Below are 20,734 nucleotides of genomic sequence, written 5' to 3' on the forward strand. Positions count from 1 at the left end.
CTATAATTCTGCAGTCGTCAGAATGGCACCTGACTTTTTAAGCACATCGATTGAGCGCGGCTCAGCATCTCTTGCCAGAGGCTCAACTCTTACCGCACAAGCCTTCAGTTCCGGCATGCGTGTCACCGGATCCTGCGCATCGTTGGTCAGCTGGTTCGACGGCACATCGTTAAAGTGATACGGAATACTGACCAGACCAGGCGGCACCTGATCAGTCACAATAACCCGGGTCTCCAGATAGCCACGGCGTGAGCGTACCCCCACAGGCGCATGGTTAAACAGTCCCTGATTGTTCGCATCTCTCGGGTTCATAAACAGTAAGCCTTTTGGAGATTCTCGCTCCAGAAGGGGGGATTTTCGGGTCATAGAGCCACAACCGTAGTGGAAGTGCAGCCTTATGGTTGTCAGATAATAAGGGTATTCGCCGTCAGGCTGTTCTGCCGTTGGCAGATGGTGAACCGGCATCAGACGTGCCTTACCGTTCGGGAAGCTTCTTTCATGGAGCACTGCAGAGCCGTCCGGATGCTTGATATCACAAGGCCACTGAAGCCCCTGTGCATCTGCCAGTCTCGGGTAGCTCATCTGAGAATAGATAGGAACCAGTGAAACCAGTTCATCAAAGATTTCTTCGGCGTTATTCCACTCAAACCCTGACGCATCAAACTTCTTCGCCAGTTCAGCAAGCATCTGCCAGTCGGTTTTACACTCACCCGGAGGATTAACAGCCTGTCTGACTCTCTGCACGCGGCGTTCACAGTTGGCAAATGTGCCCTCTTTTTCCGCAAAACTTGCCGCTGGAAGAACAACATCGGCAAGTTTTGCCGTTTCTGTCATCACCATCTCAACCACCACAAGGCAATCAAGCTTCTTAAGCGATTTAGTGACCTGATTCTGGTCCGGATCCGTCACAACCGGGTCCTCACCAAAAATCATCATGGCGTGGAATTTATCCTGCAGGGCAGCTTCATTCATCCCAAGAGACGTCATGCCCGGATGGTCGGCGACCGTGGTATCCCAGGCGGCACTGAATTTGTTTCGCACAGCTTCGTCATCGGTGGACTGATAACCCGGAAATACCCCAGGCAGGCAACCCATATCACAGGCACCCTGTACGTTATTCTGACCACGCAGCGGGTTAATACCCGCACCCGGCTTACCCACATGACCACTAACCAGTGCCAGGTTTGACACAGCCATAACGTTATTTGTGCCGCTTACATACTGGGTAACACCCATTCCGTAAGCTAAGAATGCCGCACGCGCATGACTGTAAAGACGGGCAAACTGGGTCTGCTGATCCACAGGAACACCTGTAATTTCCTGCACCCGCTCTGGCGTATATTCCGCAACAGTTTTACGCAGCAAATCTAAATGCTCGCAGCGCTCTGCCAGGAAAGCTTTATCTTCCCAGCCTTTACTCAGAATGATATTTACCAGACCGTTAAGCAGCGCAACGTTGGTTCCCAGGCGAAGCTGAAGATGCACATCGGCCATTTCAGCAAGGCGGGTTTTACGCGGGTCGACCACCATCAGAAGCGCACCGGCCTCTTTAGCTTTAATGATATCGCTGCCGATAATGGAGTGACTTTCTGTCGGGTCACAGCCGAAAATAACGATCACATCCGCTTTGCTCACATCGCCGATGCTGTTGGTCATCGCGCCTTCACCCAGCGTCTGCTTCAACCCGGCAACAGAGGGGCTGTGACAAATACGAGCACAATGGTCAACATTGTTGGTCTTTAGTACAGAGCGGGCAAATTTCTGAATAGCGTAGTTATCTTCATTGGTTGCACGCGCACAACTGATCATCCCTACCGATTGAGGGCCGTGATGATCACGATAATAACTGAATTGTTCATGAATCAGTGAAAGTGCTTCGTCCCAGCTGGCTTTTCTGAAGCCATCGCCTTCCCGGATAAGCGGGCTGGTAACGCGGTTTTCGTGGCTGGTAGCAAACGCTGAACTCCAGCCTTTAGAGCAGAGTCGTCCCTTACTGATTGGATGACCGGATATAGGCTCCACACCTATTACCCTGTCTCCGTCACTTCGCAAACCTATGCCGCATCCTGTGCCACAGTACGGACACACAGAAGCTGTGGTTTTTATCATATTGCTTTCCTTTATTGCTTAACAAAACACAAAGGCTGCGCTTCTTCCACCACCATAGGTGCCGCTCTCCTTTTTTCAGGACGCAACAAGCCAGGCAATGGAGAGTCAGCAGACCTTTCCAGTGCAAAATGAAAAATTTTTCGTTAAGAAATAACAAAGCATATATACCCAAGCGACCTCACCACAAACACCGAGGTCACTTGGGTATATAAGTTGTGGCTGAATAAAATACTCTAAAACGAGCAGGGAAAAACGTGACGAAAATCATACAATAAATAATTTGTATGACAATTATCGATTTAAATAACCTAAAAGGATTATATGAAGAAAAGAAAAGCGAGAGCCTGAGCAGGTTGCTCAGGCTCTGTGATAAGAATTATCTTTGTCTGGAAGGCTTGTTCGTTCTGTTACGTCGTGAATTCGAGCGACCCTTAGGCGTGTTAATTCTCTCTTCGTGACGCTTAACCGCACGGCGGATTTTCTGGCTTCTTGAACGCTCACGCTTGCGGGATGTGTCGTTCTTGTCAATCATTGTGTTCTTTTCCGGCGGAAGCTCAACCAGCTCTCTCAGATAGTTGACTTCCTTCAGTTCAAGTTCCATCCAGCCACCACGTGGCAGAGTTTTCTCCAGGAAGATATCACCGTAACGCACACGCTTAAGGCGGCTAACCGTTGTATCCTGAGATTCCCACAGACGACGAACTTCACGGTTACGGCCTTCGTTGATCACAACATAGAAAGTATGGTTGATGCCTTCGCCACCGGCGTAAACCACGTCTTCAAAGCGGGCCATGCCATCTTCAAGCTCAACGCCTTTCACAAGGTTACGAACTTTCTCTTCGTTCACTTCACCGAATACGCGAACCAGGTATTCACGCTCAACCTGACGGCTCGGGTGCATCAGGCGGTTTGCCAGTTCACCGTCTGTGGTGAACAGAAGCAGCCCGGAGGTGTTTGCATCCAGACGACCAACAGAGATCCAACGAGAACCACGAATCTTAGGCAGGCGATCAAAAACAGTTCTGCGACCTTCAGGGTCGTGTCGGGTACACAACTCCCCTTCCGGCTTGTAGTAAGCAAGAACACGGCAAACAACTTCTTCCTGTGCTTTCACGGATACTGTGTGTCCATCAATACGAACAACGGCATTCTCGTCTTCCAGCCGTTCACCCAGTTTTGCTACCTGACCATTAACACTAACACGACCAGCTTTGATTAATGCTTCAAGCTCACGGCGAGAACCATGACCTGCACGTGCTAATATCTTCTGTAATTTTTCGCTCATTAAAGTTCCTATTGTCGTCTTCTCAGACGTCAGTTTTCATTGAAAATGAAGGTACTGATGAATCACAATCCACCAGCAGCAAAATTTTTGCGGCTGGTGATTATACATTAGATTGTAGTTTGTTAGATAGAAAAATATTAGTGGGAGAAGATACTACTCAAACGGTGCCGGGTCACCCGCGCCTACACGCGCAACAACGGCCTCATCATCACTAAAATCAATAACCGTTGTTGGCTGCTCACCCAGATAGCCGCCGTTCATGATAAGGTCAACGGCGTGCTCAAGCTTATCGCGGATCTCTTCCGGGTCCGCCTCTGCCATCTCACTACCCGGCAGGATAAGGGTGGTAGACATTAGCGGCTCACCCAAAGCTTCCAACAGATCCAGAGCAATTTTGTTGTCCGGCACACGGATTCCGATGGTTTTTCGCTTGGCATTCATCAGGCGGCGCGGCACCTCTTTTGTACCTTTAAAGATAAAGGTGTAAGGTCCCGGTGTATTGTTTTTCAGCAGACGGAAGGCTCCGTTATCAACCCGCGCGTAAAGGGAAAGTTCAGAAAGGTCGCGGCACAACAGAGTAAAGTTATGGTTATTATCCAGCTTGCGGATGCGGCAAATTCTGTCTAGTGCCTGCTTATTTTCAAGCTGGCAGCCAAGCGCATAACCTGAATCGGTCGGATAAACAATCACGCCACCATTACGGATTATTGCGACAGCCTGATTAATCAGTCTTGTCTGTGGGTTTTCTGGATGAAGATAAAAAAATTGGCTCATTTGGATTCCTCACTGTCGATAGACTCGACATTTTCAGCCGGGGTCAGCCCCCAGTCTTTCCATACTGGTTCTACTCCTGAAGGTAGCCAGAGGTTCCTTCCCAGCTCCATCCAGGGAGAGGGATAATGAAAGTCTGAACCTTGAGAAGCTAATAGTTTGTATTGTATAGCATAATCGGCCAAATTGCGCCTGTCATGTTGCGCCTGCTGCGGTTGGGCAACTTCTATTGCCTCTCCTCCGGCTTCAATAAAAGCGCTAAGCAGCCTTTTTATCCACTTAGCTGTCAGGTTGTAATGCCCGGGATGAGCCAGTACTGCCATACCTCCGGCTGCGTGAATGGCATCCACAGCCTCTTTCATTGAGCACCAGTTTGGCGGCACATAGCCGGGATTGTTGCGGGTCAGAAACTTCTTAAATACCTGCTGCATATTGGCGGCAAAGCCGTTGTCCACAATCCACTTTGCAAAGTGAGCTCTGGTTATGGGAGCCTCTCCGGCAATGCTCTGCACCTCTTCATACACGCCCGCTCTGGTTGCTTTTTCAAGTCTTGCGGCCATGGTTTGCGCTCTGGCGCTTCTCCGCTCTTTCTGAGCTTCAATCAGGGCCGACAAGGCTTCACTTTCCGGGTCGATTCGTAATCCGACAATATGAATATCTTTATTCTGCCAAACTGTAGAGATCTCAATGCCATTAATAAGCTTAATATCCAGCTGATTTTCTGCAATATGCTGATGAGCCTCTTCCAGACCATCGATAGTATCGTGGTCGGTAATGGCCAGAACACGGATATTAAACTCGCAAGCTCTGTCGATCAGCGCCTGTGGGGAGTAGCGTCCGTCGGATGCCGTTGTATGACTGTGTAGATCTATTTTCATTTGATGCTTGACTTTATCTCTCTGTACTAGTTAACTAGTACCTGTTTTCACAGAATCGAATTTATGCCCATGTTACAAGAAATTTACAGAAAGCCCAGCGCAATTATGACAGCAGCACCCAAAGTGCACGCTGAGCTTAGCTGGTGGCGTATCTGGTTAATTTCAGAGGCGGGCTAACGACTGTTATTTACAGAAGAATTTATAAAAAGCCCGCACGAATTGCGGGCTTTTTTATTATTTCCGGATTGTTTGAACAAAAATAGAACAGAATAACGATTTTCCTGATTGGGTACGGCAAAAGTTTGTGACACTATCTAGGAAAAGGAATTATACCAATTTGATATACAGGAGGTCTTGTGAATAAGGCCATTGAAATAAAACAGAAAGGTCAGTTGGACATCATCTCCAAAGATGTCTCTTATACTCAGGATCCCACACGCCTGTTTCAGGTTTTATGCGGCGATAAAACCAACAGCCTGCTTCTTGAATCTGCCGATATAGATTCAAAAGAAGACCTGAAAAGCATGCTACTGATTGATGCTGCAGTGCGCATTGTCTGCCGCGAGCATGACGTTGAACTGGAAGCATTAACGGCAAACGGTGAAAAAGCACTTCAGCGTATTTCAGATCATGTTCAGTCATCAATTCAAACGTCCGGCGATAAGCAAAAAACACTCAAGCTTCACTTTGAGCAGCCTGATAACACGTTAGATGAAGACAGCCGTCTGCGTGAAGCCTCTTCCTTTGATGCGCTTCGTCTGATTCAGCACAGTTTTGATATTGAAGGTAAAGACAAGTTTGCACTCTTCATGGGTGGACTGTTTGCCTATGACTTAGTAGCAAACTTTGAACCTCTTGGTGATGCAGACCCGGTTAACGATTGCCCTGACTACCTGTTCTATCTGGCAGAAACCCTGATGATTGTCGATCATCAGACACAAAGCTGCACAGTACAGGCAAGTGTGTTTGACGGCTCAGACGAAACCAAGCAAGCACTGGTAAGTCGCCTTGATGAAATTGACAGACTAAGCCACCAGCCTGCACCGTTAAAAGAAAGTGTAAAACTAAGCAAATGCGAAGCCGTACCAAGCGTTTCTGATGAAGACTTCTGTCAGGTTGTCAGTGACCTGAAGGAATACGTAGTGAAAGGCGATATTTTCCAGGTAGTACCATCACGCCGGTTTACCCTTCCTTGCCCTTCGCCTCTGGCCGCTTATCAGTCTCTGAAGCAGAGCAACCCAAGCCCGTACATGTTCTATATGCATGATGAGCTGTTCACTCTGTTTGGTGCATCGCCAGAGAGTGCGCTGAAATACTCTGCCGATACAAACCAGATCGAGATTTACCCTATCGCAGGTACACGTCCACGCGGTAAGAACCCTGACGGCACGATTAACTTAGATCTGGACAGCCGCATGGAGCTGGATCTGAGAAGTGATATGAAAGAGAAAGCCGAGCATATGATGCTGGTAGATCTGGCACGTAACGATGTTGCCCGAATCTCTGAACCTGGCACCCGTCATCTGGCAGACCTTCTTAAAGCAGACCGTTACAGCCACGTAATTCACCTGGTATCTCGCGTAGTCGGTCAGCTTCGCAATGACCTTGATGCCCTGCACGGCTATCAGGCTTGTATGAATATGGGCACTCTGTCAGGCGCGCCAAAAATTCGTGCTATGCAGCTAATTCGCGACGTAGAGAAAAAACGCCGCGGTAGCTATGGCGGTGCCGTAGGTTACTACACAGGCGAAGGTGATTTAGATACCTGTATCGTTATCCGCTCTGCCTATGTGGAAAACGGTATCGCTCAGGTTCAGGCTGGTGCCGGTATTGTTTATGACTCAGATCCACAGTCAGAAGCCGATGAAACCCGGGCAAAAGCGCAGGCAGTAATCTCTGCGATTCAAAAAGCACACAAGGAGTAAACAAGATGGCTGATATTGTATTTATAGACAACTTTGACTCCTTTACCTACAACCTTGTTGATCAGTTCCGGGCACTGGGTCATGAAGTCACCATCTACCGTAATCATATCGCTGCAGACAAAATCGCAGCAATTGTCAACGAGCTGGAAAATCCGGTTGTACTTCTTTCCCCTGGTCCGGGCGCTCCTTCAGAAGCCGGAAATATGCCAGAGATAATCCAGTTACTGAAAGGCAAAGTGCCAATGATTGGCATATGCCTGGGCCATCAGGCTATTGTTGAAGCCTACGGTGGCACGGTAGCCGGAGCAGGTGAAATTCTGCACGGTAAGGTTTCAATGATGGAACACCAAGGGCATTCGGTATATGGTAATCTTCCTTCACCACTTGCCATCGCCAGATATCACTCATTAGTTGCCACTTCAGTACCTGATGAGCTAAAAATAACAGCAGAAGTAAACGGACTGGTTATGTCTGTTGTTCACGAGCAGGACAAGGTTGTCGGGTTTCAGTTCCACCCGGAATCTATCATGACAACCTATGGCGCTGCCCTGCTGGCAAATAGCATCGACTGGGCACTGGGTAAATAGCCAACAAGTTAAAGACAGATAAAAATTTTAGGGAAGTAGAATGCAACAGATTATTAATAAGTTATACGAACAACAGTCTTTAACCAGGGACGAGAGCGAGCAGCTTTTTGACACCATTATCAAGGGTGAAATGGACCCGATTCTGATTGCCGCCGTTCTTACTGCAATGAAAATCAAAGGTGAAACACCCGATGAAATTGCAGGTGCTGCATCTGCACTGCTGGCAAACGCCAATCCGTTCCCTCGCCCTGACTATGATTTTGCCGATATCGTAGGTACAGGTGGAGACGGTGCCAATACCATCAATATTTCCACTACAGCCGCCTTTGTCGCGGCTGCATGTGGCGTAAAAGTGGCCAAACACGGTAACCGCAGCGTTTCCAGTAAAACAGGCTCTTCAGATCTTCTGGACTCCTTTGGTATCAATCTTTCCATGACACCGCAGCAAACACGCGATGCGGTCGATGATCTGGGTGTCGGCTTCCTGTTTGCCCAGCAGTATCACTGGGGTATCCGTAACGCGATGCCTGCCCGTCTGGCAATGAAGACCCGCACTATCTTCAATATTCTTGGCCCGCTGATTAACCCTGCCCGCCCGAATATTGAACTGATGGGTGTTTATGACGCATCACTTGTGCGCCCTATCGCTGAAACCATGGCAAAAATGGGCATGAAGCGCGCGGCGGTTGTGCACGGCAGTGGTCTGGACGAGGTAGCAATTCACGGTGAAACTCTGGTTGCCGAAATCATCGGCAGCGAAATTAAAGAATACACACTGACTCCGGAAGACTTTGGTGTAAACACTCATCCACTTAAAGCAATCGAAGGTGGTGAGCCAACAGAAAACCGCGCAATCATCACAGATATTCTGACAGGCAACGGGACAGAAGCTCAGACATCAGCCGTAGCCGTTAACGTTGCTATGCTTCTGCGCCTGTTTGGTCAGGAAGACCTGAAAGCCAACACGCAAAAAGCGATTGAAGTGATGAACTCCGGCCAGGCTTACAAGCTGGTTAAGCAACTGGCAGAGAGAGGCTGATAATGTCCGAGCACATCACATCCCAAAACCGCGAAATGGCGCAGGTACTGGCAAAAATTGTTGCCGATAAACGTATCTGGGTTGAAGAGCGTAAAAAACAGCAGCCGCTGGACAGCTTTAAAGGCAGCCTGACAAATTCAGACCGAAGCTTTTACGATGCACTTTCCACCGGGAAAACCGCATTTATTCTTGAGTGTAAAAAGGCCTCTCCTTCCAAGGGGCTGATTCGGGATGATTTCGATCTTGAATATATCGCTTCGGTTTATAACAACCACGCCAGTGCTATTTCGGTACTGACCGATGAAAAGTACTTTCAGGGCAGTTTTGAGTTTCTGCCAAAAGTCCGCAGCATTGCCAAGCAACCTGTGCTGTGCAAAGACTTTATGGTCGATACCTATCAGGTCTACCTTGCCCGCCACTACAGCGCTGATGCCATTTTGCTGATGCTGTCAGTACTCAGCGATGACGAGTATCAGGAACTGGCTGATGTTGCGCACTCTCTGGGTCTGGGCATTCTGACTGAAGTCAGCAATGAAGAAGAGCTGGAACGCGCCATTCGCCTTAAAGCGAAAGTGGTCGGTATTAATAACCGCAACCTGCGTGACCTTTCTATCGACCTTAACCGCACCCGCGAGCTGGCTCCTAAGCTGCCAGAGGGAACAACGGTTATCTCTGAGTCCGGTATTTACACCAATCAGCAGGTAAGAGATCTGAGCCAGTACGCAAACGGCTTCCTTATCGGTAGCTCACTGATGGCTGAAGATAATCTGGAGCTGGCAGTACGAAGCGTACTGATTGGTGACAACAAGGTATGCGGCCTGACTCATGCCAACGATGCAGCTGCGGTTTATAAAGCTGGTGCTGTATATGGCGGACTCATCTTTGCAGAAGGTTCTAAACGCAAAGTCGATCTGGAAGAGGCCCGCATGACCATGAGTGGTGCACCACTGAAATATGTCGGTGTATTCCAGAATCAGTCTCAGGATACCGTTGTCACAGCGGCAAAAGAGCTGGGCCTTTCTGCAGTTCAGTTGCATGGTGATGAAGATCAGGCATTTGTTGATTCCATCAGAGCTCAGCTTCCGGAAAGCTGTGATATCTGGAAAGCTTATGGCGTAACAGACGCCATGCCGGAACTTCTGCAGTCAAATGTTAACCGACACCTGCTGGACAGCAAAGTGGGCAGTCAGTCTGGAGGGACAGGCACCACATTCGACTGGTCAGTCATTAGCGAAAGAAAATCTGTCATGCTTGCGGGCGGACTTAACCCGGACAATGTTCAGGAAGCCTTAAAACTGGGCTGCACCGGACTGGACCTGAATTCAGGTGTTGAGTCTGAACCGGGTAAAAAAGACGCGGCTTTAATTAACAAAGCCTTTGCACAGATTCGAAATTATTAAGAACAAGATTTAAAGAGTAAGGACATAAGATGGCTAAACTAGATGCCTATTTCGGAGAGTACGGTGGTCAGTTCGTACCTCAGATACTGGTTCCGGCACTGGAACAACTGGAAGAAGAATTTGTAAAAGCGCAGGACGATCCTGAGTTTCACGCTGAATTTATGACTCTGCTGCAGGAATATGCTGGCAGACCAACGGCTCTGACACTTTGTCGTAACCTAGCAAAAGGCACTAAAACCAAGATCTACTTAAAGCGTGAAGACCTGCTTCACGGTGGCGCGCACAAAACCAACCAGGTATTGGGACAGGCACTTTTAGCAAAACGCATGGGCAAGCACGAAATCATCGCAGAAACCGGCGCTGGTCAGCACGGTGTAGCAACTGCTCTGGCATGTGCACTGCTTGGCCTTAAGTGCCGTGTTTATATGGGCGCAAAAGATGTTGAGCGTCAAAGCCCGAACGTATTTCGTATGAAACTGATGGGCGCGGAAGTTATCCCGGTTCACTCTGGTTCATCAACTCTTAAGGATGCCTGTAACGAAGCGCTGCGCGACTGGTCAGGCAGCTACGAAACCGCTCACTACCTTCTTGGCACTGCAGCGGGCCCTCACCCCTTCCCGACCATAGTTCGTGAATTCCAGCGTATGATTGGCGAAGAGACCAAGAACCAGATCCTTGCCCGCGAAGGCCGTCTTCCGGATGCAGTAATCGCCTGTGTTGGCGGTGGCTCTAACGCTATCGGTATGTTTGCAGACTTTATCGAAGAAGAGAGCGTAAAACTGATTGGTGTTGAACCGGCAGGTAAAGGAATTGATACCGACCAGCACGGTGCGCCACTGAAACACGGTAAAACCGGTATCTTCTTTGGTATGAAAGCGCCTCTGATGCAGGATGAAAACGGCCAGGTGGAAGAGTCTTACTCTGTTTCTGCGGGTCTGGACTTCCCGTCAGTAGGCCCTCAGCACGCGCACCTGAACGCGACCGGCCGTGCGGAATACGACTCAGTAACCGATGATGAAGCACTGGAAGCCTTCCAGCTTCTGGCTCGTAATGAAGGTATTATCCCGGCTCTTGAGTCGTCACACGCACTTGCTCACGCAGTGAAGATGGCTAAAGCCGATCCTGAAAAAGAGCAGATTCTGGTGGTAAACCTGTCTGGCCGTGGTGATAAAGATATCTTCACCGTTCATAAACTACTTGATGAAAAAGGAGCGCTGTAATGGATCGCTATCAATCTCTGTTTCAGCGTCTTGCTGAAAAAAATCAGGGCGCATTTGTTCCCTTCGTTACTGTCGGTGACCCTAACCCTGAGCAGTCTCTGAAAATTATGGAAACTCTGGTAGATTCTGGTGCGGATGCGCTGGAACTGGGCATTCCTTTTTCTGATCCGCTGGCCGATGGACCAACCATTCAGGGTGCAAACATCCGGGCGCTGGATTCCGGCACAACACCGGATATCTGCCTTGAGCAGATCGGCAAAATTCGTGAAAAACACCCTGAACTGCCAATCGGTCTGCTGATGTATGCCAACCTGGTTTACTCAAGAGGCGTGGATTTCTTCTATGGTCTTTGCGCTGAAGCAGGTGTTGACTCGGTACTGATTGCGGATGTTCCGACCAACGAATGCGGTGAGTTTAAACGTGCGGCTGATAAGTACGGCATCCACTCTATCTTTATCGCACCACCAACCGCTTCGGATGAAACTCTGAAAGAAGTGGCTCACTTAGGCGGCGGTTATACTTACCTGCTTTCACGCGCTGGCGTTACCGGCGCTGAAACCAAGGCGAACATGCCGGTAACCAGTCTGCTTGAACGTCTGAACCAGTTTGATGCTCCACCAGCTCTTCTTGGTTTTGGTATTTCTCAGCCTGAGCAGGTGAAAGAAGCCATTGAAGCCGGCGCAGCAGGTGCAATCTCAGGCTCTGCTGTTGTAAAAATCATTGAAGCCAATGTTGGTGACAATGCTGCAATGCTGGCGAAACTGGGTGAATTTGTCTCTTCTATGAAGGCTGCTACTCAGAAGTAATTCTCAGTACTTGCAAGCTTAATATATGTCATCCCTGCGGAGGCAGGGATGACATAAAAACACCTCGGCATCTCCAAACAACTCTTTAGCTCCAAGATTATTAGGCTGACTCTTATACACAAATATTAAAGTGACCAGAGAACGGTTCTCCCCCTTGAGTGAAAAAGCCTAACTGGTTGATAAAGCTAACAGAAGGGGGAGTTAGAGGGGGTTGGTTATGCCATGCATGGCTAAACCACCAATACTTAAGCTTATGAGAAACAACCCCTCCCTGCCTCCCCTTCGATGCTACTTCTTCGAAAATCCAGCCTTTCGAGGCTAAGGGGAGGAGCATTCTTTGGCTCCTTAAACTTCTGTATAAAAGTCAGGGTTATTAGGAGTACATATGAGCCCCATATGTATTCCCACGCAGTAACATGGAAACAAAGAAATTTGGTGACTCAACAACCGATTTTCCCCTCGTTACCATCATAACTGTTTTGCATTAGCGCTAAATTCGTTAGACTGTTGCCAACGCAGTAACCGGAACACCTGTTTAAAATGAAACAACTTATTGATTTTATTCCGCTAATTATCTTTTTTGCTCTGTACAAAATGTACGATATCTATGTCGCAACCGGCGCGCTTATCGTTGCAACAGCCGTTCAGATTGGCCTTACCTACATTCTGTACAAAAAAGTAGAAAAAATGCAGCTTATCACCTTTGTGATGGTTGCCGTATTTGGTGGAATGACAATCTTTTTCCACGATGACAACTTTATCAAATGGAAAGTAACCATAGTGTATGCCCTGTTCGCGCTTGGGCTGACAGTGACCCACTTTATGGGTAAACCACTGATTAAAGGCATGCTGGGCCAGGAAATCACTCTGCCCGATACCACCTGGAACAAAATCAACTGGGCATGGGTCGCTTTCTTCTGTGTATGTGCCGTTGGCAACGTATACGTAGCCTTTAGCCTGCCGCTGGATGTTTGGGTTAACTTCAAGGTCTTTGGCCTGCTGGCCGCCACATTCGCATTTACTCTGCTGACCGGCATCTATATCTACAAACATATGCCCAAAGAAGAATCAGAAGAAAAATAATTCAGTTGGAACAAAATAATGAACGACACATCTAAAACAGAACCTCGTGGAAAAATGCTTCTGCGCACTCTGGCTATGCCGGCAGATACCAATGCCAACGGCGATATCTTCGGTGGCTGGATCATGTCTCAGATTGACCTTGCCGGTGGTATTCTGGCAAAGGAAATATCCGGAGGTCGCACGGTAACCGTTTCAGTATCCGGCATTACCTTTAAAAAGCCAGTGAGCGTTGGCGATGTTGTATGCTGCTATGGTGAATGCACCAAAATCGGCCGCACCTCCATGCAGATAGCATTGGAGGTCTGGGTAAAACCCGTTTATGAAGAAGGTCCAAAAGAACGCTTTCAGGTTTGTGAAGCGACTTTTAACTATGTTGCAATTGACAGCGAAGGAAAGCCTCGCGCAGTTAATCCCAATAACTAAGAAACATCAAGGAGTCACATATGTGGTATGTCATTTTTTCTCAGGACGTTGAGAACTCTCTGGAAAAACGTATGGGTGTAAGAGAAAAGCACCTTGCGCGTCTTCAACAACTTCAGGATGAAGGAAGACTTCTGACCGCGGGCCCTATGCCGGCAATTGACTCTGAAAACCCGGGTGAAGCAGGTTTTACAGGCTCAACGGTAATTGCTGAATTTAACTCTCTTGAAGAGGCAAAAAGCTGGGCAGACGCCGACCCGTATATCGAAGCCGGTGTTTACGATAATGTCATCGTAAAACCATTTAAGAAAGTATTCTGATTTATGTTTACTAAAACAGTCAGAACAGCCGCTCTCATTGCGGCAGGTCTTAGCCTGTTTGGCTGCGCTTCCTCTGATAAGGAAGAGGAGCGCCTGGCTGCACTTGCATCACAAAGAGCCCAGGTTCTCTCTGCCGGTCTGCCGATTGAGCATGGCCCGCTAAAGGTTATGCAGGCAAAAGCCGACGGGAAAGTTATCAAGCTTATGATGATATACAACGACTCCCGTGCAATCCCGGTTCAGAAGCTGATTAGCAGCAGTATCAACTACTACTGTTCAAACCCTGACGTTAAACAAAACCTTGACCTTGGCCTTTCTTACCAAATCAAAATCAGAAACTCCCGCGGTCAGCTTCTGACCGATCAGGGAATTTCTGCTGACTCCTGTCAATAATCTAAACCCTTTGCGCTTATCCTGCGTAAAGGGCTTTTTCACCAGATTTACGCTTTATACTTTTTTGTCTCTTATTTTTTTTCGTTCATAATGAAAGAAATAGAAGAAAAGTCAGTTCTTATAATTAAAAAACGATCTTCAGAAAGGAATCCAATGAAAAAGTTACTGCTGCTCACCACACTTATTCTCTCCTGCTTTTCGCTGTCTGCGGCTGAAAACTGGCAGGACACTGAAGAGAAAGCGAAAAACCAGACCGTTTATTTCCACGCCTGGGGAGGAAGCCAGGAAATTAACGCTTACCTGCGCTGGGCCGGGCGTGAGTTGAAAAAACGCTACAATATCAATTTCCAGCATGTCAAAGTGACCGATATTGCGAAAACCACCTCCTTGCTGCTTGCCGAAAAAACGGCGGGTAAAAACAGTGGTGGCAGCGTCGATATGGTCTGGATTAACGGCGAAAACTTTAAGTCCATGAAGAGCAATGGCCTTCTATCGGAGCCCTTTGTGGAGCAACTCCCTAACTGGAAACTGGTGGATAAAAGCCTGCCGGTAGACAGCGACTTCTCTGAGCCGACGGAAGGCTTAGAAGCGCCATGGGGCGTGGGTCAACTGGTGTTTATCCACGATGAAAAACAGCTTAATAACCCACCGCAATCATTTTCTGAACTGCTAAGCTATGCCAACGCTTTTCCGGACCGTTTAAGCTACCCGAAACCACCTGAGTTTCACGGCACCAGTTTCTTAAAAGCCCTGCTTATTGAACTGACTAACTCGGATAAATCTCTGTATATGCCAGTTAGTGAGGAAAACTTTACTCTTGTCACTAAGCCTCTGTGGGACTATCTGGATCAGTTCCACAAAGTTGCATGGCGTCAGGGTAAACAATTCCCTTCCGGCACCTCGGAAACCATTCAGCTTCTGGACGACAGACAGCTTGATCTGGCAATCACCTTTAATCCTAATGCCGTATTCTCCGCTCACGCCAGCGGCAAGCTTGCCACTTCCACCAAGGCTTACGCGATGGATAGTGGCGCTCTGTCCAATATTCACTTTCTGGCGATTCCCTGGAATGCCAATGCAAAAGCCGGAGCGAAAGTTGCCATCAACTTCCTGCTCAGCCCTGAAGCTCAGTCGCGCAAAGGTGATATCAATATCTGGGGCGATCCATCCGTTCTCTCTGCGAAGCATCTGACCGGAAGCGCGAAAAAGACCAGACTGTTTAAATCTGTTCCCGAGCCACACCCAAGCTGGCAGGGCGCACTTGAGCAAGAATGGCTTAAGCGCTATGGCCAGTAACGGCCGTGGCCGGTAAGAACTGATTTGATGTTCCGCTTACTCTATCTGCTTTTGATCTTTGTCTGCATCACACCGACTATTCCCGGAATAGCCGGTGTGATGACCTCTGCCTTTGGCTATATTCCGCCGCTTAACCTTTTTGAGTTTAATCTTTCCGGATTTGCGGCCGTCTTTAACTGGAGCGGAGTCTGGCAGTCCATCGGGCTTACCATTTTTACAACCCTGCTAAGCAGCTTTATTGCGGTGATAACCTGTTTCGCCATTCTGAGTTCAACCTGGAAGAGCCCGCTCTGGCAGAAAGTAGAACGCTCACTCTCACCGCTTTTAGCCGTTCCTCATGTTGCCTTTGCTATCGGACTGGCGTTTTTGCTTTCACCAACGGGAATGCTGGCACGTCTGGCTGATCCACTGCTAAATAACGAAGTCTTAAAATGGTTGGTACAGGACCCGTTCGGCATTGGTTTGATATTGATGCTGTCACTGAAAGAGACACCTTTTCTGCTTTTAATGAGTATTCCGATACTGCGTCAGCTTAATCCGGAGCAGAGCGAGAAGATAGCGAACAGCTTAGGCTATGACCGGGCGGCTTTCTGGTGGAAATGCCTTCTTCCTCAGTGGCTGGCGAAAATCCGTTTCCCTCTTATCGCCGTGGTTGCCTACGGTGCTTCAGTTGTGGATGTCAGCTTGATTATCGGGCCGACCAATCCCCCAACCTTTCCGGTTTTAGTCTGGCAGTGGTTCAGCGAGCCGGATCTTACTCTGTTTCCCCGCGCCTCGGCCGGAGCGATGATTCTGTTTATTCTCTGTAGCCTGTTAATCGCTTTCGCCAGAGCCGCAGAATGGTATTTATTAAAGAACAAAAGAAACTGGCAGATCAGCGGACGCAGTGCTCCGTCTCTTCCGGGGAAAACGCTCTGGTTTGCTATGGCTCTGCTTTTTGCTGCGGTTTTTGTGGTTCTGGCTGTGTGGACATTGGCCCAGCGCTGGCGCTTTCCGGATCTGGTCCCCTCCAGTTTCAGCCTGCGTTTCTGGGCAAGCGAATGGCCGGGCATCACTCCGGTGATACTGGATAGCCTCTATCTGGCGGTAATTTCAGCCACTGCTGCGCTTATCTTTGCCCTGATTGCTCAGGAGTACAGGATCAGGCACTCACTGGCACTTCCACGTTATCTGATTGCAATTCCCATGCTGGTTCCGCAACTGTCGCTGCTGTTTGGTATTCAGGTTACGACTTTGTACCTTAATTCAGAGTATTACTATTTCTGGGTGATCTGGTCTCATGTATTTTTTGCTTTTCCCTACGTCTATCTGGCTTTAGACGGGCCCTGGAGCAGTTTTAACCAGGCCTATTTCCATACAGCGTTAAGCCTGGGTAAAACACCTTTTACCGCCTGGATTAAGATAAAACTCCCTCTGCTGTTCTCTGCCATTTTATTTTCATGGGCGGTAGGTGCCAGTGTGAGCCTGGCTCAGTACCTGCCGACGCTTATGCTGGGAGCCGGAAGGATTTCTACGCTGACAACGGAAGCTGTTGCCCTCTCCAGCGGCTTTGACCGCAGAGTCACCTCTATTTACGCTATCTGGCAGACCTTACTGCCTCTGCTGTTTTTCGCTGCCGTGATAGCCATTAACCAAATTCAGATTAAAACAACTAAAACCAAAGGAAGTCTTGTTAAGTATGAGCCTGCAGCTAAAGAACCTCACCATCTCTAAAACCGAAACCGGCGAGACGCTTTTCCCTCCGGTCAGCTTTGAGGTAGAAAAAGGCGAAGTGTTAACTTTGATGGGCCCCAGCGGCTGCGGGAAATCCACTCTGCTTAGCGCCATTGCCGGGCACCTTGCCGGTGATTTTAGCTATTCAGGTGAAATTCTGCTTGATGCTTCATTGCTAAACAAAGAGCCGCCACACAAACGAAAAGCTGGTATCCTTTTTCAGGATGACCTGCTGTTTCCGCACCTGACGGTCTGGGAAAATATGGCATTTGCCCTGCCCGATTCTGTAAAAGGCAAACCGCGCAAAGAAAAAGTGCTTCAGGTACTGGAAACTGTTGAATTAACCAGTCTGGCAAACGCCTACCCGGAGCAGATTTCCGGCGGGCAAAGAGCGCGAATCAGCCTGCTGAGAATGCTGCTGGCCGAACCAAAGGTGGCGCTGCTTGATGAACCCTTCAATAAGCTGGATAAAGAGCTGAGGCAAACATTCAGAGACTGGGTCTTCAGCCAGCTTGCCTTAGCAAATATCCCTGCCCTTATGGTGACTCATGATCATGAAGATGTACCCGACAACTCCCCTTGCCTTATCTGGCCATGGAAGTAACAGGACGTAATTATGCTGGACAGATTTAGTATTAAACTGATTAAAAAGCCGTTGGAAACCGCAGCCAGAGTTCTGCATAACCGTGGCATAAGCGCAAACCAGACGACCATTTTTGGCTTTGCTATGGGCTTTATTGCCTTTCCGCTGATTATATCTGGCTACTACTCCGCCGGACTGGCATTTATCCTGATTAACCGCATTTGTGACGGGCTGGATGGCGCATTGGCAAGAATTCAGGGAGTGACCGATTCAGGCGGCTTTCTGGATATCAGCCTGGACTTTCTTTTCTACTCGCTAATCCCTTTTGGCTTTGTACTGGCAAACCCGGAGCAGAACGCCATCGCTGGCGCTTTTCTTATCTTCTCTTTTATCGGGACAGGCTCCAGCTTTTTAGCCTTTGCGGTGATGGCAGGAAAAAACAAAATTGAAAACCCGGTGTATAAGAACAAATCGCTCTACTATATGAGTGGCCTCACTGAAGGCACTGAAACCATCGCCTGTTTTGTTCTCTTTTGTCTGTTTCCGGGCTCATTTGCCCTGATAGCTTATATCTTTGGTGCGCTCTGCTGGATAACCACTTTTAACCGCATCTGGGCCGGTTTTCATACCATCAGGGAATATGAGTCTGGACAAGAGAGCAACTAGCTCTCTTTTCTTTTGTGTTTAGGCACATAGTTCAAAATAGAAACAGGAACCGGTTTACGTGGTTCAAAGCCTTCCACCACTCGCCTTTCCAGCAGGTGACCTAAACGGCTTTCAATCATGCAAAGGTTCTTAAAGTTATCTTTAGAAACCAGAGAGATTGCCTCACCTTTTGCATCTGCACGCCCGGTACGTCCGATACGGTGAACATATTCATCTGCCGGGAATGGCAGGTCGTAGTTAATCACCAGCGGCAGATCAGCAATATCAATACCACGTGCTGCCACTCCGGTAGCAATCAGGTACTGAACTTTGCCAGCTTTAAAATCCTCCAGCAATTGATTACGCACAGCCTGACTGCGACCACTGTGAAAAGCTTCTGCAGCAATGCCTCGTTTTTCAAGCTGAGTAACCAGCTTTGCCGCGCCGTGCTTAGTCTCAATAAAGATCAGTGCCTGACTCCACTGGTATGTCTGAATCAGATGACTAAGCAGCGCTGACTTCTTATCTTTATCGACGGTAACAATCCACTGCTCAATGGAGCTCTTTGACGCCTGCTTCGCTGCAATAGAGATTTCATGCGGGTTATGAACCGCAGTTCTGGCTAAGTCGCGTACCTTGTGGGACAACGTTGCTGAGAACAGCAGATTCTGAGTATCCTGCGGAAGGCGCGAAACAATGCGGTTAATATCATCGATAAAGCCCATATCCAGCATACGGTCCGCTTCATCCATTACAAACATTTCCACTTCTTCAAAGTAGAGTGCCCGCTGGCCATAAAGGTCAAGCAGCCTGCCGGGGGTTGCCACTAAGATATCACACCCCTGAATCAATGCCTGCTTCTGAACCTTTTCATCCATGCCACCATAAACTGCCATGCAGGCCAGTTCAGTGTGTTTTGCATAGAGCGCAATCTTCTGCTCAATCTGAATCGCCAGTTCACGGGTTGGCACCACAATAAGTGCGCGGAATCGCTTTTTCTTTTCTGTCTTTCCATCCAGCAATTTATGCAGGATCGGCAAAACAAAACTGGCCGTTTTACCTGTACCGGTTTGTGCTGCGGCAATCAGGTCACGGCCTTCCAGTATCTGAGGGATCGCTTTACTTTGAATATCCGTCGGCTTGTTATAACCGGTGTCAGCTATGGCCTTTAATAGTGACGGGTGCAGATTAAGGAATTCAAAAGACATAACAACCTCAGATAATGTAAAAATAAAAGAGCGCGCGGAGTATAGTGGGAAACGATAACAATCACCACACAAAACTAATGCAGGGTATCTTTAATTTACATTAGAGCCGCGCAAAAACCAGAGCTTTGAGGCTGGCTTCATCATCAACATCCTGAAATTCCGGCGGATTATCCAGCCTTTCTGTGAATACGATTGATGGCGCTTCCTCTTTCATTGATTCAATCAGAAACTCAGAAGTGACCGCCGGAGAGTTAACGCAGGCCAGCACCTTTCCGTCTTCAGTTAACAGATCCGGCAAGCGACGCAAAATCTTTTTATAGTCCTTAGTCAGTGCAAAGCTTCCCTTCTGGAAGGATGGCGGATCGATGACAATCAGAGCATAAGGGCCTGACTTTTTTATCTTTCCCCAGGATTTAAATATATCGTGTGCCATAAAGCTGACCCTGGAAAGGTCATGCTCATTTAATCTGTGGTTATCCCGGCCTTTAGATAGCGAAGCTTTTGCCATATCCAGGTTTACCACTTTCGATGCCCCGCCCTCAATGGCCGCTACTGAAAATCCGCAGGTATAAGCAAACAGGTTCAGCACGTTTTTACCTTCGGCATTTTCCCGCACCCAGTTACGGCCATAGCGCATATCGAGAAACAGGCCGTAGTTCTGATTGCGGCCAAGATCCAGCTGGTATTTCAATCCGGATTCCTTCACTACAGGTCTCGAGTCAGTTTCACCATAAACAACTTCAGAAGGCGCACCTTCCTGATAACGGTGTTGCAGCAAAATCGCCCGGCCATTTCTGTTTTTCCAGACTTCTGAGTCAGCCAGCCCCGATAAGCCTTCTTTTAGCTTAAGCAGAAACGTTTCATCAACCTCTTTAAACAAGCTGACAACCAGCTGCCCGGTAAGCCAGTCACAGGTCAGTTGCTCAAGGCCGGCCCACTTTCTTCCCCTGCCATGGAAAAGCCGGCGAATTTCATCGGGAACAAGCGCCAGTTCGGCTTCAATATGTTGAAAAAAGAGTGGTAATGCTGAGTGATTCATTTTGATATGTACTT

General features: G+C 48.3%; 20 protein-coding genes and 1 other annotated feature. Of the genes, 14 read left to right on the top strand and 6 right to left on the bottom strand.

Features of this window, described 5'->3' with window-relative positions; translation table 11 throughout:
* The 4 genes from fdhF to L3Q72_RS08585 all read right to left on the bottom strand — a co-directional run bounded on the left by fdhF (position 1) and on the right by L3Q72_RS08585 (position 5,043).
* Positions 1–2,109 (bottom strand): formate dehydrogenase subunit alpha, encoded by a 2,109-nt coding sequence (fdhF, locus tag L3Q72_RS08570; protein WP_275129529.1) that lies wholly within the window; start codon positions 2,107–2,109, stop codon positions 1–3.
* A 376-nt stretch (positions 2,110–2,485) separates the two neighbouring features.
* Positions 2,486–3,394: a 23S rRNA pseudouridine(2605) synthase RluB gene (gene rluB / locus L3Q72_RS08575; protein WP_275129530.1), complete on the bottom strand. Its 909-nt coding sequence runs from the start codon at positions 3,392–3,394 to the stop codon at positions 2,486–2,488.
* Positions 3,395–3,547: 153 nt separating this feature from the next.
* A complete protein-coding gene (locus tag L3Q72_RS08580) occupies positions 3,548–4,168 on the bottom strand; it encodes an L-threonylcarbamoyladenylate synthase (protein WP_275129531.1) in 621 nt (206 codons plus the stop codon).
* Positions 4,165–5,043 (bottom strand): PHP domain-containing protein, encoded by an 879-nt coding sequence (locus L3Q72_RS08585; protein ID WP_275129532.1) that lies wholly within the window; start codon positions 5,041–5,043, stop codon positions 4,165–4,167. Before L3Q72_RS08585 ends, L3Q72_RS08580 begins: the two co-directional genes overlap by 4 nt.
* A gap of 135 nt (positions 5,044–5,178) precedes the next feature.
* Positions 5,179–5,278: a sequence feature (Trp leader region), on the top strand.
* A gap of 121 nt (positions 5,279–5,399) precedes the next feature.
* Between L3Q72_RS08585 and L3Q72_RS08590 the strand changes: the two genes are divergently transcribed.
* The 14 genes from L3Q72_RS08590 (at position 5,400) to L3Q72_RS08655 (ending at position 18,494) form a co-directional block, all read left to right on the top strand.
* Positions 5,400–6,968, top strand: coding sequence for an anthranilate synthase component 1 (locus tag L3Q72_RS08590; protein ID WP_275129533.1), 1,569 nt, complete (start codon positions 5,400–5,402; stop codon positions 6,966–6,968).
* 5 nt (positions 6,969–6,973) lie between these two features.
* Complete coding sequence (locus L3Q72_RS08595; protein WP_275129534.1) at positions 6,974–7,555, top strand: aminodeoxychorismate/anthranilate synthase component II; 582 nt, start codon at positions 6,974–6,976, stop codon at positions 7,553–7,555.
* Between the two features lie 40 nt (positions 7,556–7,595).
* Positions 7,596–8,594, top strand: coding sequence for an anthranilate phosphoribosyltransferase (trpD, locus tag L3Q72_RS08600; protein ID WP_275129535.1), 999 nt, complete (start codon positions 7,596–7,598; stop codon positions 8,592–8,594).
* A gap of 2 nt (positions 8,595–8,596) precedes the next feature.
* Positions 8,597–9,994: a bifunctional indole-3-glycerol-phosphate synthase TrpC/phosphoribosylanthranilate isomerase TrpF gene (gene trpCF, locus L3Q72_RS08605; RefSeq protein WP_275129536.1), complete on the top strand. Its 1,398-nt coding sequence runs from the start codon at positions 8,597–8,599 to the stop codon at positions 9,992–9,994.
* Positions 9,995–10,023: 29 nt separating this feature from the next.
* Positions 10,024–11,214 (top strand): tryptophan synthase subunit beta, encoded by a 1,191-nt coding sequence (gene trpB, locus L3Q72_RS08610; protein WP_275129537.1) that lies wholly within the window; start codon positions 10,024–10,026, stop codon positions 11,212–11,214.
* Positions 11,214–12,020 carry a tryptophan synthase subunit alpha gene (gene trpA, locus L3Q72_RS08615; RefSeq protein ID WP_275129538.1) on the top strand — a complete coding sequence of 269 codons (807 nt, stop codon included), beginning with the start codon at positions 11,214–11,216 and terminating at the stop codon, positions 12,018–12,020. Before trpB ends, trpA begins: the two co-directional genes overlap by 1 nt.
* A gap of 540 nt (positions 12,021–12,560) precedes the next feature.
* Positions 12,561–13,103, top strand: a complete 543-nt coding sequence (locus tag L3Q72_RS08620) for a septation protein A (protein WP_275129539.1) — start codon at positions 12,561–12,563, stop codon at positions 13,101–13,103.
* A gap of 18 nt (positions 13,104–13,121) precedes the next feature.
* Positions 13,122–13,526 carry an acyl-CoA thioester hydrolase YciA gene (gene yciA, locus L3Q72_RS08625; protein ID WP_275129540.1) on the top strand — a complete coding sequence of 135 codons (405 nt, stop codon included), beginning with the start codon at positions 13,122–13,124 and terminating at the stop codon, positions 13,524–13,526.
* Positions 13,527–13,546: 20 nt separating this feature from the next.
* Positions 13,547–13,843: a YciI family protein gene (locus L3Q72_RS08630; RefSeq protein ID WP_275129541.1), complete on the top strand. Its 297-nt coding sequence runs from the start codon at positions 13,547–13,549 to the stop codon at positions 13,841–13,843.
* A 3-nt stretch (positions 13,844–13,846) separates the two neighbouring features.
* Complete coding sequence (locus L3Q72_RS08635; RefSeq protein WP_275129542.1) at positions 13,847–14,236, top strand: GspS/AspS pilotin family protein; 390 nt, start codon at positions 13,847–13,849, stop codon at positions 14,234–14,236.
* Positions 14,237–14,389: 153 nt separating this feature from the next.
* Positions 14,390–15,532: an ABC transporter substrate-binding protein gene (locus L3Q72_RS08640; protein WP_275129543.1), complete on the top strand. Its 1,143-nt coding sequence runs from the start codon at positions 14,390–14,392 to the stop codon at positions 15,530–15,532.
* Between the two features lie 27 nt (positions 15,533–15,559).
* The gene (locus L3Q72_RS08645) at positions 15,560–17,245 is read left to right on the top strand and encodes a thiamine ABC transporter permease (protein WP_275129544.1); all 1,686 of its coding nucleotides are present in this window, start codon (positions 15,560–15,562) and stop codon (positions 17,243–17,245) included.
* Complete coding sequence (locus tag L3Q72_RS08650; protein WP_275129545.1) at positions 17,211–17,849, top strand: ATP-binding cassette domain-containing protein; 639 nt, start codon at positions 17,211–17,213, stop codon at positions 17,847–17,849. Before L3Q72_RS08645 ends, L3Q72_RS08650 begins: the two co-directional genes overlap by 35 nt.
* Before the next feature lie 12 nt (positions 17,850–17,861).
* Positions 17,862–18,494 carry a CDP-alcohol phosphatidyltransferase family protein gene (locus L3Q72_RS08655; protein WP_275129546.1) on the top strand — a complete coding sequence of 211 codons (633 nt, stop codon included), beginning with the start codon at positions 17,862–17,864 and terminating at the stop codon, positions 18,492–18,494.
* Here the strand turns inward: L3Q72_RS08655 and L3Q72_RS08660 are convergent.
* The gene (locus L3Q72_RS08660) at positions 18,491–19,681 is read right to left on the bottom strand and encodes a DEAD/DEAH box helicase (protein ID WP_275129547.1); all 1,191 of its coding nucleotides are present in this window, start codon (positions 19,679–19,681) and stop codon (positions 18,491–18,493) included. The genes L3Q72_RS08655 and L3Q72_RS08660 overlap by 4 nt on opposite strands.
* 100 nt (positions 19,682–19,781) lie before the next feature.
* Positions 19,782–20,720: a class I SAM-dependent methyltransferase gene (locus L3Q72_RS08665; RefSeq protein ID WP_275129548.1), complete on the bottom strand. Its 939-nt coding sequence runs from the start codon at positions 20,718–20,720 to the stop codon at positions 19,782–19,784.
* Between the last annotated feature and the right edge of the window lie 14 nt (positions 20,721–20,734).

The organism is Vibrio sp. JC009 (genome assembly GCF_029016485.1).
In the GTDB taxonomy this organism is placed as follows: domain Bacteria; phylum Pseudomonadota; class Gammaproteobacteria; order Enterobacterales; family Vibrionaceae; genus Vibrio.